This window comes from Microbacterium sp. Leaf179 (assembly GCF_001423785.1).
Lineage (GTDB): Bacteria > Actinomycetota > Actinomycetes > Actinomycetales > Microbacteriaceae > Microbacterium.
On record NZ_LMPH01000001.1, the window covers coordinates 1619211 to 1635515 of the forward strand.

18 protein-coding genes are annotated in these 16305 nt (G+C 71.3%); 11 read left to right on the forward strand and 7 right to left on the reverse strand.

Annotation, left to right across the window (positions count from 1 at the left end; all coding sequences use genetic code 11):
* The first annotated feature begins 167 nt into the window (after positions 1–167).
* On the forward strand, positions 168–1715 hold the full coding sequence (locus tag ASF96_RS07455) for a catalase (RefSeq protein WP_055937471.1): 1548 nt from the start codon (positions 168–170) through the stop codon (positions 1713–1715).
* Between the two features lie 45 nt (positions 1716–1760).
* Here ASF96_RS07455 and ASF96_RS07460 read toward each other — a convergent pair whose 3' ends face one another.
* The 3 genes from ASF96_RS07460 to ASF96_RS07470 form a co-directional block, all read right to left on the reverse strand.
* Complete coding sequence (locus ASF96_RS07460) at positions 1761–2291, reverse strand: hypothetical protein (RefSeq protein ID WP_235560540.1); 531 nt, start codon at positions 2289–2291, stop codon at positions 1761–1763.
* A 97-nt stretch (positions 2292–2388) separates the two neighbouring features.
* Positions 2389–3219 carry an endonuclease/exonuclease/phosphatase family protein gene (locus ASF96_RS07465; protein ID WP_055937473.1) on the reverse strand — a complete coding sequence of 277 codons (831 nt, stop codon included), beginning with the start codon at positions 3217–3219 and terminating at the stop codon, positions 2389–2391.
* Complete coding sequence (locus ASF96_RS07470; protein WP_235560541.1) at positions 3219–4052, reverse strand: glycosyltransferase family 2 protein; 834 nt, start codon at positions 4050–4052, stop codon at positions 3219–3221. The genes ASF96_RS07465 and ASF96_RS07470 overlap by 1 nt, the downstream gene beginning before the upstream one ends.
* Positions 4053–4138: 86 nt before the next feature.
* On the opposite strand from ASF96_RS07470, the gene ASF96_RS07475 reads away from it, so the two are divergent.
* From ASF96_RS07475 to ASF96_RS07485, 3 genes are read left to right on the forward strand one after another with little or no spacing between them, the layout of a single operon-like run.
* Positions 4139–4909 carry a sulfurtransferase gene (locus ASF96_RS07475; protein ID WP_055937479.1) on the forward strand — a complete coding sequence of 257 codons (771 nt, stop codon included), beginning with the start codon at positions 4139–4141 and terminating at the stop codon, positions 4907–4909.
* Position 4910: 1 nt separating this feature from the next.
* Positions 4911–5864 carry a dipeptidase gene (locus ASF96_RS07480; RefSeq protein ID WP_055937481.1) on the forward strand — a complete coding sequence of 318 codons (954 nt, stop codon included), beginning with the start codon at positions 4911–4913 and terminating at the stop codon, positions 5862–5864.
* A complete protein-coding gene (locus ASF96_RS07485) occupies positions 5861–6376 on the forward strand; it encodes a GNAT family N-acetyltransferase (RefSeq protein ID WP_200934078.1) in 516 nt (171 codons plus the stop codon). Before ASF96_RS07480 ends, ASF96_RS07485 begins: the two co-directional genes overlap by 4 nt.
* Positions 6377–6408: 32 nt before the next feature.
* On the opposite strand, the gene ASF96_RS07490 is transcribed toward ASF96_RS07485, so the two are convergent.
* Positions 6409–7644: an FAD-dependent oxidoreductase gene (locus ASF96_RS07490; RefSeq protein WP_055937484.1), complete on the reverse strand. Its 1236-nt coding sequence runs from the start codon at positions 7642–7644 to the stop codon at positions 6409–6411.
* A gap of 63 nt (positions 7645–7707) precedes the next feature.
* On the opposite strand from ASF96_RS07490, the gene ASF96_RS07495 reads away from it, so the two are divergent.
* Entirely contained in the window at positions 7708–8106 is a 399-nt protein-coding gene (locus tag ASF96_RS07495) for an arsenate reductase ArsC (protein ID WP_055835721.1), read from the forward strand.
* A 48-nt stretch (positions 8107–8154) separates the two neighbouring features.
* On the opposite strand, the gene msrA is transcribed toward ASF96_RS07495, so the two are convergent.
* On the reverse strand, positions 8155–8709 hold the full coding sequence (msrA, locus tag ASF96_RS07500) for a peptide-methionine (S)-S-oxide reductase MsrA (RefSeq protein ID WP_055835725.1): 555 nt from the start codon (positions 8707–8709) through the stop codon (positions 8155–8157).
* 38 nt (positions 8710–8747) lie between these two features.
* Positions 8748–9206, reverse strand: coding sequence for a peptide-methionine (R)-S-oxide reductase MsrB (gene msrB / locus ASF96_RS07505; protein WP_055937486.1), 459 nt, complete (start codon positions 9204–9206; stop codon positions 8748–8750).
* A 186-nt stretch (positions 9207–9392) separates the two neighbouring features.
* Here msrB and ASF96_RS07510 point away from each other — a divergent pair, with 186 nt between their 5' ends.
* On the forward strand, positions 9393–10220 hold the full coding sequence (locus tag ASF96_RS07510; RefSeq protein WP_055835731.1) for an SDR family NAD(P)-dependent oxidoreductase: 828 nt from the start codon (positions 9393–9395) through the stop codon (positions 10218–10220).
* Between the two features lie 49 nt (positions 10221–10269).
* Here the strand turns inward: ASF96_RS07510 and ASF96_RS07515 are convergent, their stop codons facing one another.
* Positions 10270–10581: a hypothetical protein gene (locus tag ASF96_RS07515; protein ID WP_055835734.1), complete on the reverse strand. Its 312-nt coding sequence runs from the start codon at positions 10579–10581 to the stop codon at positions 10270–10272.
* A gap of 169 nt (positions 10582–10750) precedes the next feature.
* On the opposite strand from ASF96_RS07515, the gene ASF96_RS07520 reads away from it, so the two are divergent.
* From ASF96_RS07520 to ASF96_RS07540, 5 genes are all read left to right on the forward strand, one after another.
* On the forward strand, positions 10751–11728 hold the full coding sequence (locus ASF96_RS07520; RefSeq protein WP_055937489.1) for a dioxygenase family protein: 978 nt from the start codon (positions 10751–10753) through the stop codon (positions 11726–11728).
* Between the two features lie 117 nt (positions 11729–11845).
* Complete coding sequence (locus tag ASF96_RS07525; protein ID WP_055937492.1) at positions 11846–12577, forward strand: NUDIX hydrolase; 732 nt, start codon at positions 11846–11848, stop codon at positions 12575–12577.
* Positions 12578–12604: 27 nt separating this feature from the next.
* A complete protein-coding gene (gene pgi / locus ASF96_RS07530) occupies positions 12605–14320 on the forward strand; it encodes a glucose-6-phosphate isomerase (protein WP_055937495.1) in 1716 nt (571 codons plus the stop codon).
* 365 nt (positions 14321–14685) lie between these two features.
* On the forward strand, positions 14686–15591 hold the full coding sequence (locus tag ASF96_RS07535; RefSeq protein ID WP_055937498.1) for a hypothetical protein: 906 nt from the start codon (positions 14686–14688) through the stop codon (positions 15589–15591).
* 90 nt (positions 15592–15681) lie between these two features.
* A complete protein-coding gene (locus tag ASF96_RS07540) occupies positions 15682–16260 on the forward strand; it encodes a PadR family transcriptional regulator (RefSeq protein WP_055835753.1) in 579 nt (192 codons plus the stop codon).
* Positions 16261–16305: the final 45 nt, after the last annotated feature.

Here is a 16305-nt window from a genome sequence, read left to right on the forward strand (position 1 = left end):
TCGTGTGCGCTCATGCTCTCGGCAGCGCGAGGGCGCGCTCGGGGGATTGACACCGGCTGCACCCACTACGTGGTCGGGCGCGCAACCGCAATGCCCGAGTGATGTCGGAGCCCCTGCGTAGCGTCGAGGTGGGCCTTCGTTTCGCGGCCCACGACGTCAGGAGAGCCATGACCGAGCCGACCACCCCGCAGAGCCCGACCACCGCCAACAACGGCGCCCCGGTCGCCAGTGACGAACACTCGCAGAGCGTCGGAGCCGACGGCTCCCTCGCCCTCACCGACCACTACCTCATCGAGAAGCTCGCGCAGTTCAACCGCGAGCGGGTGCCGGAGCGCGTGGTGCACGCCAAGGGCGGCGGAGCGTTCGGCACGTTCCGCACCACCGGCGACGTGTCGGCCTACACGCGCGCCGCTCTGTTCCAGCCCGGCGTCGAGACCGAGATGCTCGCCCGTTTCTCGTCGGTCGCCGGCGAGCAGGGCAGCCCCGACACCTGGCGCGATCCGCGCGGCTTCTCGCTGAAGTTCTACACGACAGAGGGCAACTACGACCTCGTCGGCAACAACACCCCGGTCTTCTTCGTGAAGGACGGCATCAAGTTCCCCGACTTCATCCGCTCGCAGAAGCGCCTGCCGGGCAGCCACCTGCGCGACAACACGATGCAGTGGGACTTCTGGACGCTGTCTCCCGAGAGCGCGCACCAGGTGACCTGGCTGATGGGCGACCGCGGCATCCCGGCATCCTGGCGTCACATGAACGGCTACGGCTCGCACACGTACCAGTGGATCAACGCCGAGGGGGAGCGGTTCTGGGTCAAGTACCACTTCCACACCGACCTGGGCCACAAGACACTCACGCAAGACGAGGCCGACCAGATCGCCGGTCAAGACGCCGACTTCCATATTCGCGATCTCTACGCCGCGATCGAGCGGGCCGAGTTCCCGACGTGGACGCTCAAGGTGCAGATCATGCCGTACGACGACGCCAAGACGTACCGGTTCAACCCCTTCGACCTGACCAAGGTGTGGCCGCACAGCGACTACCCCGAGATCGAGGTCGGCACGATGGAGCTGAACCGCAACCCGGGCAACTACTTCGCCGAGATCGAGCAGGCGGCCTTCGAACCGTCGAACTTCGTCCCCGGCATCGACGGCAGCCCCGACAAGATGCTGCAGGCCCGCATCTTCAGCTACGCCGACGCGCACCGCTACCGCGTGGGAACCAACTACCAGCAGCTGCCGGTCAACCGGCCGCACACCGAGGTGCACTCGTACTCGAAGGAGGGCGCGATGCGCTACGAGTACAACCCGCCCGAGGTGCCCGTGTACGCGCCCAACTCGGTCGGGGGCCCCGCGGCCGACCCGCGCCGCGCGGGCGACGGCGGCTGGCAGAGCGACGGCGACCTCGTCCGCTCGGCGGCCACCCTGCACCCCGAAGACGACGACTGGGGTCAGGCGGGCACGTTGGTGCGCGAGGTCATGTCGGCCGAGCAGCGCGACCGCCTCGTCGAGACGATCACCGGGCACGTCGGCGGAGTGACCCGCGCCGAGGTGCGCGAGCGCGCCGTGCAGTACTGGAAGAACGTGGATGCCGAGGTCGGCTCCCGCGTCGAGGCCGCGCTGCCCCCGCTCGAGGGGTCGACCGCGCCCGGCGAGCAGTTGAGCGAGCCGAACCCCGACGGTGACCTCGTCGGAACGGACGTGGCGGGGAAGATCTGAGGTCGGCGACCGGCGGCGCCCCGCGGGGCGTCGCCGGTTCACGCCTCAGAGCGGCGCGCGCTCCTCGCGCGTCAGCCGGAAGCGGGATGCCAGCACGCCGGCGATGAGTGCTCCCGCCCCGCCCGCGATCATGTCGCCGATGGTGTCGTCGTAGGTGACGAAGATCGCGTCGGTGATGAAGCGGTAGCCGAACCACTCGATCATCTCCCACACGGCGCTGAGCGCGAGGCCCGCGAGGGTGGCCACGACGATCGGCGTGCGGCGACGCCCGGTCGGCGCGACGACTCCGGCATCGTCGAGCAGCACGAGGGCGACGGCGGCGAGCAGACCGGTGCAGGCGAGGTGCACGACGAGATCCCACCCCGTCCATGCCCGATACAGCTCGAGCACGTTGCTGCCGGCGGCGACGAACACGGTGACGCAGGTGACGAGGTCGAGGCCCGAACGCAGGCCGATCATGCGCGAGAGCATCACCGCGGGCAGCGACATCGACAGCACGGCGAAGTCCGTGAACGGCAGGGTGAACAGCGAGACGATCACGAGCACGATGGCGAGCGCACGAACGGCATCGGTCACCCAATCCGTGACGCTTCGCGGCGGGCGCTTCAGGTTCGCGTACATGGCCCGGATCACGGGTGCCCCTCCCTCGTGTCGACAGCTCGTCCGTGCGCCATCATGCCGCCCCGGTGGGAATGCGCACGACGGCCTGCACGGCCAGATGGTCGCTCGGCCATTGCGTGCCCGTCGGCCGGGGGTCGATGCCCACGGCGCGCACCCCGACGTCGGGGGTCGCGAGCACGGCGTCGATGCGCCGAGCGCCGAGCTTCGGGCGCGCGTAGTTGTTGAAGGTGCCCCACTCGGCGGTCCGTCGGGTGGGGGCGTACGACCACGTGTCGACGAGCAGACCCGCGGCGAACATCTCGGCGAGTTCGTCGGAGCGGATGGGCGCGTTGACATCGGCAGTGAACAGCAGCGGTCGCGTGCGATCGGCGACCAGGTCGTGCAGCCACGTGGCCGAACGCTTGCGGGCTCGTCGTGAGAACGCGTCGAAGTGGGTGTTGACGAAGGTGAAGCGCGCGTCGGTCGCGCGGTCGCGCAGCTGCGCGATGACCGCGACGCGGGGGATGGTGTTGCCCCACCCCGTCGAACCCGGCACGGTCGGGGTGTCGGAGAGCATGACCTGCTCCCAGTCCTCCAGCTCGATGCGGTCGCGATCGTAGAACAGCGGCGTGCCCTCGCCGCCGCGGTCCTTGCCGCGACCGAGGCCCACCCGTCCGTAGCGCGTGCCCAGCGAGTCCTGCACCCAGCGAGCCTGGTCGGGCATCGCCTCCTGCGAGCCGAGCAGATGCGGGCGGTTCGCGCCGAGGAAGGTGCGCAGGCGTTGCTTGCGCAGGGGCCACCGGTCGGCGGGCGGCCACGTGAGGCGCTCGAAGCGGCGTCGCACGTTGAAGCTCATGACGTGCAGGTCGGGCGCGTCGACGGTCGGGAACAGGATGCCGGCCATCAGCGACCCGCCCCGCTGCGCGTGCCGCGCGACTGACCCGGAGCGCCGACCTCGCGGGCGCGGCCGGCGTGGGTCGCGCGTCGGCGCGCGAGCCGCGCCCACCGTGCGGGCGGGATGTCGCCCGGCCAGTGTGCGAACACCGTCCCCGCCCCGCGGCGGAAGCAGCGGACGAAGCGGCGCGGCTCGACCGTACGCGACGACACCCGCATGTGCCGGCCGGGGACGAAGCGGATACGGTGACGTCGGCCGAGGTGGTACGCGAGATCGAGGTCGTCGTGAAGCTCGGGGTCCACGTGCACCTCACCGCGGACCGCATTCCAGGCGCGTCGCCGGAACGCCATGTTCGACCCCCAGAGCGGCGTGTGGCCCAGCGCGGGGAACGCGAAGGCGGCGTACGTGCCCAAGAAGGCGCGCGACATGGCCACTCGCCCGGCGACGGGACCGTCGTGGAAGACGGCGCCGCCGGTCACGGCATCGACCGCGGGGTCGCTCAGCGCGTCGACCATGCTCGCCACCCACGTGGGCTCGGGGATGCTGTCGGCATCGAGGCGCAGGATCAGGTCGCCGTGGGCGGCGTCGTATCCGGCCGCGGCGGCGGCGGGTATGCCGCGCTCGCCGCAGAACACGACGCGGGCACCCGCGGCGCGGGCGATGTCGGCACTGTCGTCGGTCGAGGCGTTGTCGACGACGACGATCTCGTCGGCGACGGTGGTCTGCGCCGCCAGGGCTCGCAGACACCGCCGCAGGTGCGGTCCGTCGTCGAGAACGGGGATGACGACCGACACGGTGTTGAGCGGCACAGTATCGGGCGTCGCAGCGGATCTTTCGGGCACGGCGGGCTCCAGACGGGGTCGTCCTGCCACGCTAAGCGATGCGTCGAGGGGCGTTCGCCGGGTTGACGCTTTCGTACGCTGGAGACATGGCATCCGTCCTCAACGTCTCGGCGTACCTCTTCACACGCATCGACGATCCCGCTGTCGTGCGCGAGACGCTCCGCGATCGGGCCGGGGCGGCGGGACTGCGGGGAACGATCCTGCTGGCCGAGGAGGGCATCAACCTCTTCCTGGCCGGAGCGCCGGACGCCGTGCGCGCCTTCGTCGACCGACTGCGCGCCGACGAGCGGTTCGCCGCCCTCGAGACGAAGGACAGCTGGTCGGACACCGTGCCGTTCGGGCGGCTCCTGGTGAAGGTCAAGCGCGAGATCATCCGCATGGACCGCCCCGAGGTGCGCCCGCAGGACGGCCGGGCCCCCGCCGTGTCGCCCGAGACCCTGCGCCGGTGGCTGGATCGGGGCAGCGACGACGACGGCCGCGAGGTCGTGCTCGTCGACACCCGCAACGCGTTCGAGGTCGACTACGGCACCTTCGCGGGTGCGAAGGACTGGCGCATCGAGCGCTTCACCCAGTTCCCGGATGCCGCGGACTCCCACCGCGACGAACTCGCCGGCAAGACGGTGGTGAGCTTCTGCACAGGGGGGATCCGCTGCGAGAAGGCGGCGCTGTACCTGCGCGACGCGGGGCTGGACGCTTATCAGCTCGACGGGGGCATCCTCGGGTGGTTCGCCGCCCAGGGCGGTGCACACTGGAACGGCGAGTGCTTCGTCTTCGACGAGCGCGAGGCCGTCGACCCGGCGCTCGCCCCGGCGGGCACGGCCCTCGCTCCCGCGGGCTTCTCTCCCACGGGCGTCTGAGATGCTCTGGGACCAGCACGCCTGCGTCGAGCTCGTCGAGACGGCCGACCTCGGCGAACTGCTCCGCTACCGCGGCGGCGGCGGGGGGTACGTCTCGCTCAACGTCGGATTCGCCCCCCACTCGCCCGCGCTCACGGCATCGCTGCTCCGCTCCTTCCGGGCGCAGGTCACCGCGATCGACGGCCTCGAGCTGGCCGCCACGGTCGCCGACATCGACCGCATCGCCGCGCGAGGCGACACCGCCGTCGCCTTCGACCTCGAGGACTGCGCGCCGCTCGGCGGCGACCTCGACGCGGTGCAGAGCCTCGTCGCGCAAGGTGTGCGGACCCTGGCGCCGACCTACAACCACGCCAACCGCGCCGGCGGCGGCTGCTTGGACGCGGTCGACGACGGCCTCACCGGGTGGGGGCGCGACCTCGTCGCCGAGATGAACGCGAGCGGCATGGTGCCCGACGGCTCGCACGTCGGCGCGCGGACGACGTTCGACCTGTGCGCGGTCTCGACCCGACCGGTCGTCTTCAGCCACTCCAACATGCGTGCGGTGTGGGAGCACCCGCGCAACATCACCGACGACCAGGCGCGAGCCGTCGCCGACACCGGGGGAGTGGTGGGCATCACGGGGGTGGGGATCTTCCTCGGCCCCAACACCCCCACCCTCGAGGCGATGGTGCGCCACCTCGATCACGCCGTCGAGGTCGTCGGCATCCGGCACGTCGGTGTGAGCACCGACTTCTCGTTCGACTGGCAGACCTTCCGCGCCACGATCGCCGGGACCCCCGAGCTGTACGACGAGAGCTACACCCGGTGGGGGCCGATGCAGTGGATGCCGCCCGAGACGTTCGTCGACCTGGGCGCAGCGCTGCAGGCGCGAGGATGGAGCGACACCGACGTCGCTGCGGTGCTCGGCGGCAACTTCCGCCGGGTCGCAGCCGAGAGCTGGGAGCCCCGCCCATGACCGACCTTCGAGACGGCGCCGTGCTGCGCGCCGCGCGTGCCGGCGACGAGAACGGCATCCTGGCGTGCATCCAGGCGCTGGCCGACTACGAGAAGGAGCCGGATGCCGTCGACAACACGGCCGGAATGATCGCCGAGACCCTGTTCGGCGACGACCCCCGCGCCTTCGCGTTCGTCGTGGAGGGGCCCGACGGCATCCGCGCCATCGCGATCTGGTTCCTCACCTACTCCACGTGGACCGGCCGCCACGGCATCTGGCTCGAAGACCTGTACGTGCACGAGCAGTACCGCTCGCACGGCTACGGCGTCGCCCTGCTGTCGGCGCTCGCCGCGGAGTGCCTCGAGAAGCAGTACACGCGTCTGGAGTGGACCGTGCTCGATTGGAACGAGCCCGCCATCGGCTTCTACCGCGCGCTCGGGGCCGAGGCGATGGAGGAGTGGACGACGCGTCGCGTGACCGGCGAGGCCCTGACCGCGCTGGCGGCGCGCGGCGAGGTCGCCGGAGCGGTCTGAGACGGCATCTCGCCGACCTCCCGGGTGCCCGTTCAGCGAGCGAGGTCTGCGAGCACGGCTTCGGCGGCCCGCTGCCCCGACACCAGCGCGCCCTGGATCGACGCGGTGTCGCGGTGGTCGCCCGCGATGTACCGTCCGTCGTCGAGCCTGACGGGTCGACGCAGCCGCAGGGGCGGGTCCTGCGCGGGGAGCGCGCCGACGACATCGTCGCGGCGGAGCAGGCGCCAGGGGCGGGTGTCGGCATCCCAGATCTCGGCGAGCTGGCGACGGATGCCGTCCTCCGACGCCTCCGACGGCATCACGCACGTCGCCTGCACGAGGTGCTGCCCGCGCGGCGCGTAGGTGGGGGCCGTGTTCGTCATGATCGCGGTGTTGACGATCGGTCCGCGACGGCGCCCGTCGATGCGCAGCGCGGCGTCGGCGCTGGGCGCCCGGTCGGCGGCGAACCACCACGTCTGCAGGCCCCGCGGGCGGGGGAGCGGGACGTCGAGGTCGGGCGCGAGCCCGGTCGCGACGACGACGGCGCGCGCCGTCACGGCCTCGTGGCCCTCGACGCCCACGTGCCAGCCGTGCGCGCGGCGGCGGGTGGAGACGACCCGGTGAGACAGCCGGATGCCGGCCCCGGCACGCCGGGCGGTGTCGGCGAGCTGCGCGGGAAGCGCGCCGATGCCCGCGGCGGGGACGCCCGGGCGGCCGAGGGCGAAGCTGCGGATGAGAAGGCGCACGAAGGCGTCGGAGGTCTCCTGCCGATCGTCGGCGAGGACACCGGCGAGGAACGGCTCGAGCACGCTCTCGCGCAGCGCGCCGCGGAGCCCGGTGCGATCCCACGCCTCGGCGAGCGTGCGGTCGGGGCCGGTCTTCGCCGCGCGGGCGGAGGCGAGGGTGGGGGCCGCCCAGCGCGCCAGGGCGACGAGGTCGGCGGGTCGCACGAGTCCGCTCGACACCGTCGCGGGGATCGACAGCGGGTGGCGCAGCGGATGCGCCAGCCGTGCGAGGCGGTCGTCGAGCCGCACGCCCACGGCGACGGGGAAGCGCCGGAGGGCGAGGGCGTCGACGTCGACCCACCGTCGCACGGCCGGGTACGCCGGGTTCAGCACGTGGAACCCGAGGTCGAGGCGGAACCCGTCGACGACGCCGGTGCGTTCTCGCCCGCCGACGGTGTCGCCGGCCTCCAGCACGACGACGTCGCGACCGGACTCGGCCAGGTGGGTCGCGCAGCGGAGCCCGGCCAGGCCCGCGCCCACCACGATGACGTCGTATGCACTCATCCGGCGAGCCTATGCAGCGCGTTACCGGCGCGAGCGGGGGTTGCCGTGCGCGATGATGAGGGCATGGAATCCGTCACCGTCCTCTTCGTCTGCGTCCACAACGCCGGACGCTCCCAGATGGCCGCCGGTTACGCGCGCGCGCTCGGCGGCGACCGCGTCACCGTCCTGTCCGGAGGCAGCGCCCCGGGCGCGACGCTCAACCCGATGGCGGTCGCGGCGATGGCCGAGGAGGGCATCGACATCAGCGCGGAGGTGCCGCAGCTGCTGCTGACCGATGACGTGCGCGCGTCCGACGCGGTGATCACCATGGGCTGCGGCGACGCGTGCCCGATCTTCCCCGGCAAGCGCTACGAGGACTGGGAGCTCACCGACCCGGCGGGAAAGGGCCTCGACGAGGTGCGGCCGATCCGCGACGACATCAAGACCCGGGTGCAGCGCCTGCTCGACGAACTGCTCGCCTGATACGACGAAGGCCCGGATGCCGTGGCATCCGGGCCCTCGTCAGGCGACTTACGCGGAGGCTTCCTCGCGCTTCGGCAGCACCCAACCGGGGCGCACGAAGTGGCACGTGTAGCCGTGGGGGATGCGCACGAGGTAGTCCTGGTGCTCGGGCTCGGCCTCCCAGAACGCGGCCTCGGGCTCGATCGTGGTGACGGCCTTCGCGGGCCAGATGCCCGAGGCGTCGACGTCGGCGATCGTGTCGCGCGCGACCTTCTCCTGCTCGGGGGAGAGCGGGAAGATCGCCGAGCGGTAGCTCGTGCCCACGTCGTTGCCCTGACGGTTCAGCGTCGACGGGTCGTGGATCTGGAAGAAGAACGCCAGGATGTCGCGGTAGCTCGTCTGCGTGGGATCGAAGACGATCTCGACGGCCTCGGCGTGCCCGGGGTGGTTCCGGTAAGTGGCGTGCTCGTTCTGACCGCCGGTGTACCCGACGCGCGTGTCGAGCACGCCGGGCTGGCGACGGATGAGGTCTTCGACACCCCAGAAGCAGCCGCCCGCGAGGACGGCGGTCTCGGTGCCGGGGCGGCGGGTGATCTCGCCGGTGTCGGAAGGTCCGCTGGTCATGGTGGTGCTCCTTTTGCGGTTGCGGAACGGGAAGAGGTTCACGAGGCGGGGCTCTCGCGGAACAGGGGGAGGTACGCGCCGTACCCCTGGGCTTCGAGCTCGCTGACCGGCACGAAACGCATCGCCGCCGAGTTCATGCAGTATCTCAGCCCGCCGGCATCGCGGGGGCCGTCGTCGAACAGGTGCCCGAGGTGGCTGTCCGCTCCGGAGGAGCGCACCTCGGTGCGCGTCATCCACAGGGTGCGGTCCTTCTTCTCGACGACGGCGGCGTCGTCGAGGGGGCGGGTGAAGCTCGGCCAGCCCGAACCGCTCTCGAATTTGTCCCTCGACGAGAACAGGGGCTGCCCCGACACGACGTCGACGTAGATCCCGTCCTCGTGGTTGTCCCAGTACTCGTTGCGGAACGGCGGCTCGGTGGCGTCGTCCTGCGTGACGGCGAACTGGCGGTCGGTGAGACGGCTCAACGCCTCCGACGTCTTCCGGTACTCCGTGCTCACGGGTGTGTCCTCTCGTTCAGACGCCCGGAATCGGGCGACACGGGGAAGAACGTCGTCGCCGCCGGTTTTGGTCCCGCGGGGCTGGGAGCGGGCTGTGAGTTGTCGGGGAGGGCGGATGCCGAGGGCAAGCCCCGCGGTTGTCACCGGTGCCCGCACTAGCGTGACGACATCGACCAGGAGGTTCGCATGACCCGCACCATCGTCATCACCGGCGCCAGCGACGGCATCGGCGCCGCGTCCGCGAAACAACTCGCCCAGCTCGGCGAGGAAGTGGTGGTGGTCGGGCGCAACCCCGAGAAGACCGCCCGGGTGGCGCGCACGCTCGGGGTGGAGTCGTTCGTCGCCGACTTCAGCGAGCTGTCGCAGGTGCGCGAGCTCGCCGCCTCCCTTCTGGAGCGCTACCCCCGCATCGACGTGCTCGCCAACAACGCCGGGGGCGTGTTCGGCGAGCGCACCCTGACGGCCGACGGCTACGAGACCACGTTCCAGGTGAACCATCTCGCGCCCTTCCTGCTCACGAACCTGCTGCGCGAGCGGCTCATCGAGTCGCAGGCGTCGGTGATCCAGACCTCGAGCGCCGCGGCCAGGCTCTTCCCCCGCTTCGACATCGACGATCTGCAGGGAGAGCACCGCTACTCCTCGACCGCGGCGTACGGCAACGCGAAGCTGGCGAACGTGCTGTTCACCAAGGAGCTGAATCGCCGCTTCGGCGACGCCGGTCTCTCGGCCGTGGCCTTCCACCCGGGCGTGATCGCCTCGAACTTCGGATCGACCAGTGACGGACCGTGGAAGTTCCTCTACGGCGGACCTCTCGCCCAACGCCTCATGACGTCGACGTCGGTCGGCGGCGCGCGCCTGACCTGGCTCGCCCTCGGCAAGCCGGGCGTCGACTGGGTGCCCGGCGGCTTCTACTCGAACAACAAGGCGGCCAAGACCAACCGGCTGGCCGACGACCCCGTGGTGGCGCGACAGCTCTGGGAGCGCAGCGCCGTGCTCGCGGACCTGCCGCTCTGAGCCGAGCCGTCGCGGGTCGCCGCCGCGCGGACGGCTCCCGCGCGTGCGGTCAGCGCACTCCCGCGCGCGGCGGCCCGACGTTCCATCCGAGGCGCTCGAGGCCGTCGTGCAACCGGCGAGCCTGCGCCCAGGCGATCTCACCCGACACGTCGGAGTAGACGTCGATCGCGAACGGCGGCGGATCGGCGAACTTCGGGATCTCGACCTCGGCCCAGGCGTGCGGGGCCAACCAGACCCGGGGGCGCGCCGTTCCGGCGTCGTCGACCCCTCCGTCGGCAGCGAGCGCGATGACATCCAACGCGTCGATCTTGGTGATGGGCATGTCGACGACCAGCGTCACCGCGTGCAGCGTTTCGGACATCGCCCACCTCCTGTCGGTTCATCTTCACACGCGGACTCCGCGCGCGGGTCGTGGGCGACGATCGCGGGGCGGCGGATCGCATAGCTCGCGCACAGGATCGGTCAAGTCTCGGACAGGGTGCGTCGCGCACAGTCGACCCATCGACATCACCCGACACCCGGAGGCGGCCATGACCAGGATTCCCGACACCCAGATGACCCCCGACGGCCCCGCGTACGAGGGCCGTCTGCTCGACCGTGCCGACGAGCCGGTCGTCGACCAGGGGGCACCGTTCGACATCCGAACGCTCGTGTCGCGCCGCGGCATCCTGGGTCTCGTCACCCTCAGTGCCGGTGCGGTCGCGCTCGCCGCCTGCACCCCGGCCGCGACCGGGACGGCGACGCCCACGGCGACCCCCACCGCCACGCCCACCGCCACTCCGACCGCCTCGGCGACACCCACCGCCTCGGCCGCGAGCGCGGCCGCCGCCCTGCCCGCCGGCGAGATCCCCGACGAGACCGCGGGGCCCTACCCGGGTGACGGGTCGAACGGCCCCGACGTCCTCGAGCGGTCCGGCATCGTGCGCAGCGACTTGCGCACGAGCCTCGACGGAGGCGCTGCGGCCACGGGCGTGCCCATGACCCTGAACCTCACGATTCTCGACACCGCCGGCGGCGACGTGCCCTTCGCCGGTGCCGCCGTGTACGTGTGGCACTGCGACACCCAGGGGCGTTACTCGATGTACTCCTCGGGCATCGAGGACCAGACGTACCTCCGGGGCGTGCAGGTCGTCGGATCCGACGGCGTCTTGTCGTTCACCTCGATCTTCCCCGGCTGCTACGACGGCCGCTGGCCCCACATCCACTTCGAGGTGTACCCGAACGGGGATGCCATCACCCATGCCTCCCAGGCGATCGCGACCTCGCAGGTGGCCCTGCCGCAGGCCGCGTGCGACGTCGTCTACGCGGACGCGGCGTATCCCTCGTCGGCATCCAATCTCTCCCGCGTCTCGCTCGCCAGCGACAACGTGTTCGGCGACGACGGGGGAGCGCTCGAGCTCGCCACCGCCTCGGGCGACAACACCGCCGGCTGGACGGTCGCCCTGGGCGTCCGCGTCGACAGCACCACCACCCCGACCGCGGGCGCCGCTCCCGGCGGACGCGGCTGACCGACGAGGACCCCACCCCACCCTCACCGTCCTGAACGCCACCGCCTCACGGTGAGATCTCGACGGCTGGGCCTGCAACGGCTGAGCGAGCGGCGGGCGCGGTGATCTAATCGATCCATGCCCTCGCCGCGCGCACAACTGCAAGACCTCGTCCGTCGGCCGCGGACCGGACCGGCACCCGCCGACGCCTTCACCGCCCTGCAGGCGCTGCCGGTCGAGGGCGAGGCGCGCGCGGCGGCCGTGCTCATCTTGTTCGGCGTGCTCGACGGCATCCCGAGTCGGCGACGGGCGACCCACGTTCCGAGCGACCTCGACGTCCTGCTCCTGGCTCGGGCGAGCACGCTGCGCGCCCACCCCGGCCAGGTGGCCTTCCCCGGTGGGCGGGTCGACCCGGACGATGCGGATGCCGTGGCGGCGGCGCTGCGGGAAGCACGAGAGGAGACGGGGCTCGATCCGGCCGGGGTCGAGGTGCTGGGCGCGCTCGACGCCGTCCCCCTGGCGTTCTCCCGGCACGAGGTCACCCCGGTGATCGGCTGGTGGTCGCGTCCGACGCCCGTGCGCGCCGTGGACCGGGCCGAGTCGGCCGAGGTGTTCCGCGCGCCCGTCGCGGATCTGCTCGACCCGGCTCGTCGCGGGTCGACGGTGATCCGCCGCGACGGACGGGAGTGGAGGGGGCCTGCGTTCTCGCTCGAGACGGCCGGGGGTCCGCAGACGGTCTGGGGGTTCACCGCGATGGTGCTCGACGGGCTGTTCGACCGCCTGGGCTGGACCGAGCCGTGGGATGCCGAGCGCGAGATCGCGCTCCCCGACCCGGGCTCGACCCCTTCTCCCCACACTGCTGATCATTAGCGTGTTCCTCCGGCTTCGTCATCCGCGATGTGCGCTGCCGTCCGGATCGCTAGCGTGGAGTTCGTGACTGCGCCTATCGACCCCACCACCACCGCCGCCTGGTCCCGACTGACCGCCCTGCGCGACGCCTTCGAGCCCGACCTGCGCGGCTGGTTCGCCGCGGATGCCGACCGCACGAGCACCCTGACGCGTAGCGTCGGCGACCTCCACGTCGACCTGTCCAAGAACCTCGTGACCGCCGAGGTGCTCGACGCCCTCGTCGCTCTCGCGGGCGAGACGGGCGTGCGCGAGCGCTTCGCCGACATGCTGCGGGGCGGACACCTCAACACCAGCGAAGACCGCGCGGTGCTGCACACGGCCCTGCGTCGCCCGGCGGGCGCCGCGCCTGCCCTCGTGGTAGACGGCCAGCAGATCGATCACGACGTGCACGAGGTGCTCGACCGCCTGAGCGCCTTCGCCGATCGCGTGCGGGCGGGCGAGTGGCGCGGGGTGACCGGCAAGAAGGTCACCACCGTCGTCAACATCGGCATCGGCGGCAGCGACCTCGGTCCGGTCATGGTCTACGAGGCCCTCCTTCCGTACGCCGACGCCGGCATCCACGCGCGCTTCGTCTCCAACATCGACCCCACCGACATCGCGCAGAAGACCGCTGATCTCGACCCCGAGACCACGCTGTTCATCGTCGCGTCCAAGACCTTCACCACGCTCGAGACCCTGACCAACGCCCGCCTCGCTCGCGACTGGCTGTGGCAGAAGCTCGCCGCAGCGGGGGCGATCGACGACACCGACGCCGCGCGCACCGACGCCGTCGCCCACCACTTCGCCGCCGTGTCGACGGCGCTCGACAAGGTCGCCGCCTTCGGCATCGACCCGACCAACGCGTTCGGTTTCTGGGACTGGGTGGGCGGCCGCTACTCCGTCGACTCGGCGATCGGTCTGTCGCTGGCGATCACCCTCGGCCCCGACGCGTTCCGCGAGCTGCTCGCCGGCTTCCACGTCGTCGACGAGCACGTCGCCTCCACGCCCGTCGAGCAGAACGTGCCCGTGCTGATGGGCCTTCTGAACGTCTGGTACACCAACTTCCTCGGCGCGCAGTCGCACGCCGTCCTGCCGTACGCCCAGCAGCTGCACCGCTTCGCGGCGTACCTGCAGCAGCTCACGATGGAGTCCAACGGCAAGTCGGTCCGGTGGGACGGCACTCCCGTCACCACCGACACCGGTGAGGTCTTCTGGGGCGAGCCCGGCACGAACGGTCAGCACGCGTTCTACCAGCTGATCCACCAGGGCACGCGGCTCATCCCGGCCGACTTCATCGCCTTCGCGAACCCGGCCTACCCGCTCGCCGACAACGGACGCGACGTGCACGGGCTGTTCCTGGCGAACTTCCTCGCCCAGACCAAGGCCCTGGCCTTCGGCAAGACCGCCGAAGAGGTGGAGGCCGAAGGAACGACCGGCGCCCTCGTCGCCGCACGCACCTTCCCGGGCAACCGCCCGACCACGTCGATCTTCGCGCCGTCGCTGACGCCGTCGGTGCTGGGCCAGCTCATCGCCCTCTACGAGCACATCACCTTCACGCAGGGCACCATCTGGGGCATCAACTCCTTTGATCAGTGGGGTGTCGAGCTGGGCAAGCAGTTGGCCCTCCAGATCGCTCCGGCGATCGAGGGCGACGACGAGGCCCTCGCCGCCCAAGACGCCTCCACCGCCGCCCTGCTCGAGTACTACCGCGCGCACCGAGCCTGACGGTCGATTCCGCCGACCGCGGCCGAACGGGCCGATCCGCCGAGAATTCTCGCTCGCGGATCGGCCCGTTTCGCGTGGGAGCGCTGGCGATGCCCGTGGAGCGAGGTGCCGACCCCCGTCGGGGCGCGCGAACGGTGAGGGAAATCCCGGTCAGGCGTAAATTGCTCCGCTCCCGATGCACCCGCCGGTGCCGCGCTCAGGCTCCGCCCAGGGGTGGTTCGAGGACACTGCGCTCTCACGCCCCTCCCAGGTAACGAAGAGATAACGCTCAGAAGCGCCACCCACACTCGGGGACTTGTGCCGACCCGACGGCACGATTTCGCTCTCGATCCCGACGAGTCGCGCCCCCGACGAAAGATTCCTCCTTGCTGCGTTCCGACCTGAAGCTCGCCCACGTCCACCGCGCCCGTCGCACCCTCGTCACCGCCGCCACGTGCGCCGGACTCGCCTTCGGGCTCGTGGCGACCACGGGGCTCGCGATCGCCGCGCCCACGTCGCTGCCCGATGCCTCGGCATCCTCCTTCTCTGCTCCCGGCACCGCCGCACCGGTGTCGACGGCGCCGACCCTCGACGCCATCAGCACCGGCGCCGCCACCGCGACCTCGGCGGCGCAGGCCGCGCTGTCGAGTGCAACGGCCGTCGAGGCCGATGTCGCGACGACCGGCCTTCCGCTGTCGATCGGCGACGCCTCCATCGACACGAGCGCGCTCCAAGACGCAGTGGAGCGCCTCGACTCGACCGACCTGCTGCCGGTCCTGCTCGTGCCCGCACTGAGCCAGAACGCGCAGGCCGAGACCGAGCGCGTCACCGCGCGCGTGGCGCAGGTGCAGGGGAGCCTCGACGAGGCGAAGGCCGCCAAGGCGGCCGCCGATGCCGCCGCCGAAGCGCAGCGACAGGCCGAGGCCGCAGCCGCCGCCGAGGCGCAGCGACAGGCGGACGCCGCCGCGATGCTCGCCCGCGTGAACACCCCCGACGGTGCGCGCGACTACGCGGCGCAGCTCTCGGCCCAGAAGTACGGCTGGGGAAGCGACCAGTTCTCGTGCCTCTCGTCGCTGTGGCAGAAGGAATCGGGCTGGAACTACCAGGCGTACAACTCCAGCGGTGCGACCGGGATCCCGCAGTCGCTGCCGGGCAGCAAGATGGCGTCGTTCGGCGACGACTGGCAGACCAACGCCGCCACCCAGATCGCGTGGGGCCTCGACTACATCTCGCGCGGATACGGCACGCCGTGCAGCGCCTGGGGGCACTCGCAGTCGGTGAACTGGTACTGAGAATTCGCCCGCGAGCGACCTTCGCCGACCGATAGCGATATATCGTTATGTATCGCTGGCCCAGATCGGGTCCGCGCGAAGGAGGTCGTCATGAGTGGTTCATTCCTGGGAGACGCGTTCGGCGGACGCGGCGGCAACAACACCCCCGGCTGGCCGATGTCCAACATCCTCGACGCGATGGAGCAGTTGCGCACGCAGTTCGAGCAGAAGACCAACGCCGCCCCGCGTATGAACAAGGGCGACGTGCGTTCGGCCGTCCTCTCGCTCCTGATCGAGCAGCCCATGCACGGCTACCAGATCATCCGCGAGATCGAGGACCGCAGCGGGGGATCGTGGAAGCCGAGCCCCGGCTCGGTGTACCCCACCCTGCAGCTGCTGACCGACGAAGGACTCGTGCAGTCCGAGGAGTCCAACGGTCGCAAGACCTACTCGCTCACCGCCGAGGGCCGCGCGGCCGCGGGAGACGAGACCACCGAGCGCACCGCGCCGTGGGAGTCCGCGACCTCGCGTGACAGCGGCCGGATGACGGCACTGCCCAAGGCCGGCGTCGAACTGGCCCAGGCGGCGGCGCAGGTCGCGCGCACGGGCGACAAGGAGCAGGTCGCGCAGGCCGTCGAGATCCTCGACGAGGCGCGTCGCAAGCTCTACTCCATCCTCGCCCAGGGCTGAGATTGCTCGAGCTCGACGCGTGCGGAGCGCTCGTCGGCATCCAGG

Bases quoted from the DNA above. Each gene is read 5' to 3' on its own strand.
- ASF96_RS07455 (WP_055937471.1), top strand. From the start codon at position 168: ATGACCGAGCCGACCACCCCGCAGAGCCCGACCACCGCCAACAACGGC.
- ASF96_RS07465 (WP_055937473.1), bottom strand. From the start codon at position 3,219: ATGGCCGGCATCCTGTTCCCGACCGTCGACGCGCCCGACCTGCACGTC.
- ASF96_RS07475 (WP_055937479.1), top strand. From the start codon at position 4,139: ATGGCATCCGTCCTCAACGTCTCGGCGTACCTCTTCACACGCATCGAC.
- ASF96_RS07480 (WP_055937481.1), top strand. From the start codon at position 4,911: ATGCTCTGGGACCAGCACGCCTGCGTCGAGCTCGTCGAGACGGCCGAC.
- ASF96_RS07485 (WP_200934078.1), top strand. From the start codon at position 5,861: ATGACCGACCTTCGAGACGGCGCCGTGCTGCGCGCCGCGCGTGCCGGC.
- ASF96_RS07490 (WP_055937484.1), bottom strand. From the start codon at position 7,644: ATGAGTGCATACGACGTCATCGTGGTGGGCGCGGGCCTGGCCGGGCTC.
- ASF96_RS07495 (WP_055835721.1), top strand. From the start codon at position 7,708: ATGGAATCCGTCACCGTCCTCTTCGTCTGCGTCCACAACGCCGGACGC.
- msrA (WP_055835725.1), bottom strand. From the start codon at position 8,709: ATGACCAGCGGACCTTCCGACACCGGCGAGATCACCCGCCGCCCCGGC.
- ASF96_RS07510 (WP_055835731.1), top strand. From the start codon at position 9,393: ATGACCCGCACCATCGTCATCACCGGCGCCAGCGACGGCATCGGCGCC.
- ASF96_RS07515 (WP_055835734.1), bottom strand. From the start codon at position 10,581: ATGTCCGAAACGCTGCACGCGGTGACGCTGGTCGTCGACATGCCCATC.
- ASF96_RS07520 (WP_055937489.1), top strand. From the start codon at position 10,751: ATGACCAGGATTCCCGACACCCAGATGACCCCCGACGGCCCCGCGTAC.
- ASF96_RS07525 (WP_055937492.1), top strand. From the start codon at position 11,846: ATGCCCTCGCCGCGCGCACAACTGCAAGACCTCGTCCGTCGGCCGCGG.
- pgi (WP_055937495.1), top strand. From the start codon at position 12,605: ATGTGCGCTGCCGTCCGGATCGCTAGCGTGGAGTTCGTGACTGCGCCT.
- ASF96_RS07540 (WP_055835753.1), top strand. From the start codon at position 15,682: ATGAGTGGTTCATTCCTGGGAGACGCGTTCGGCGGACGCGGCGGCAAC.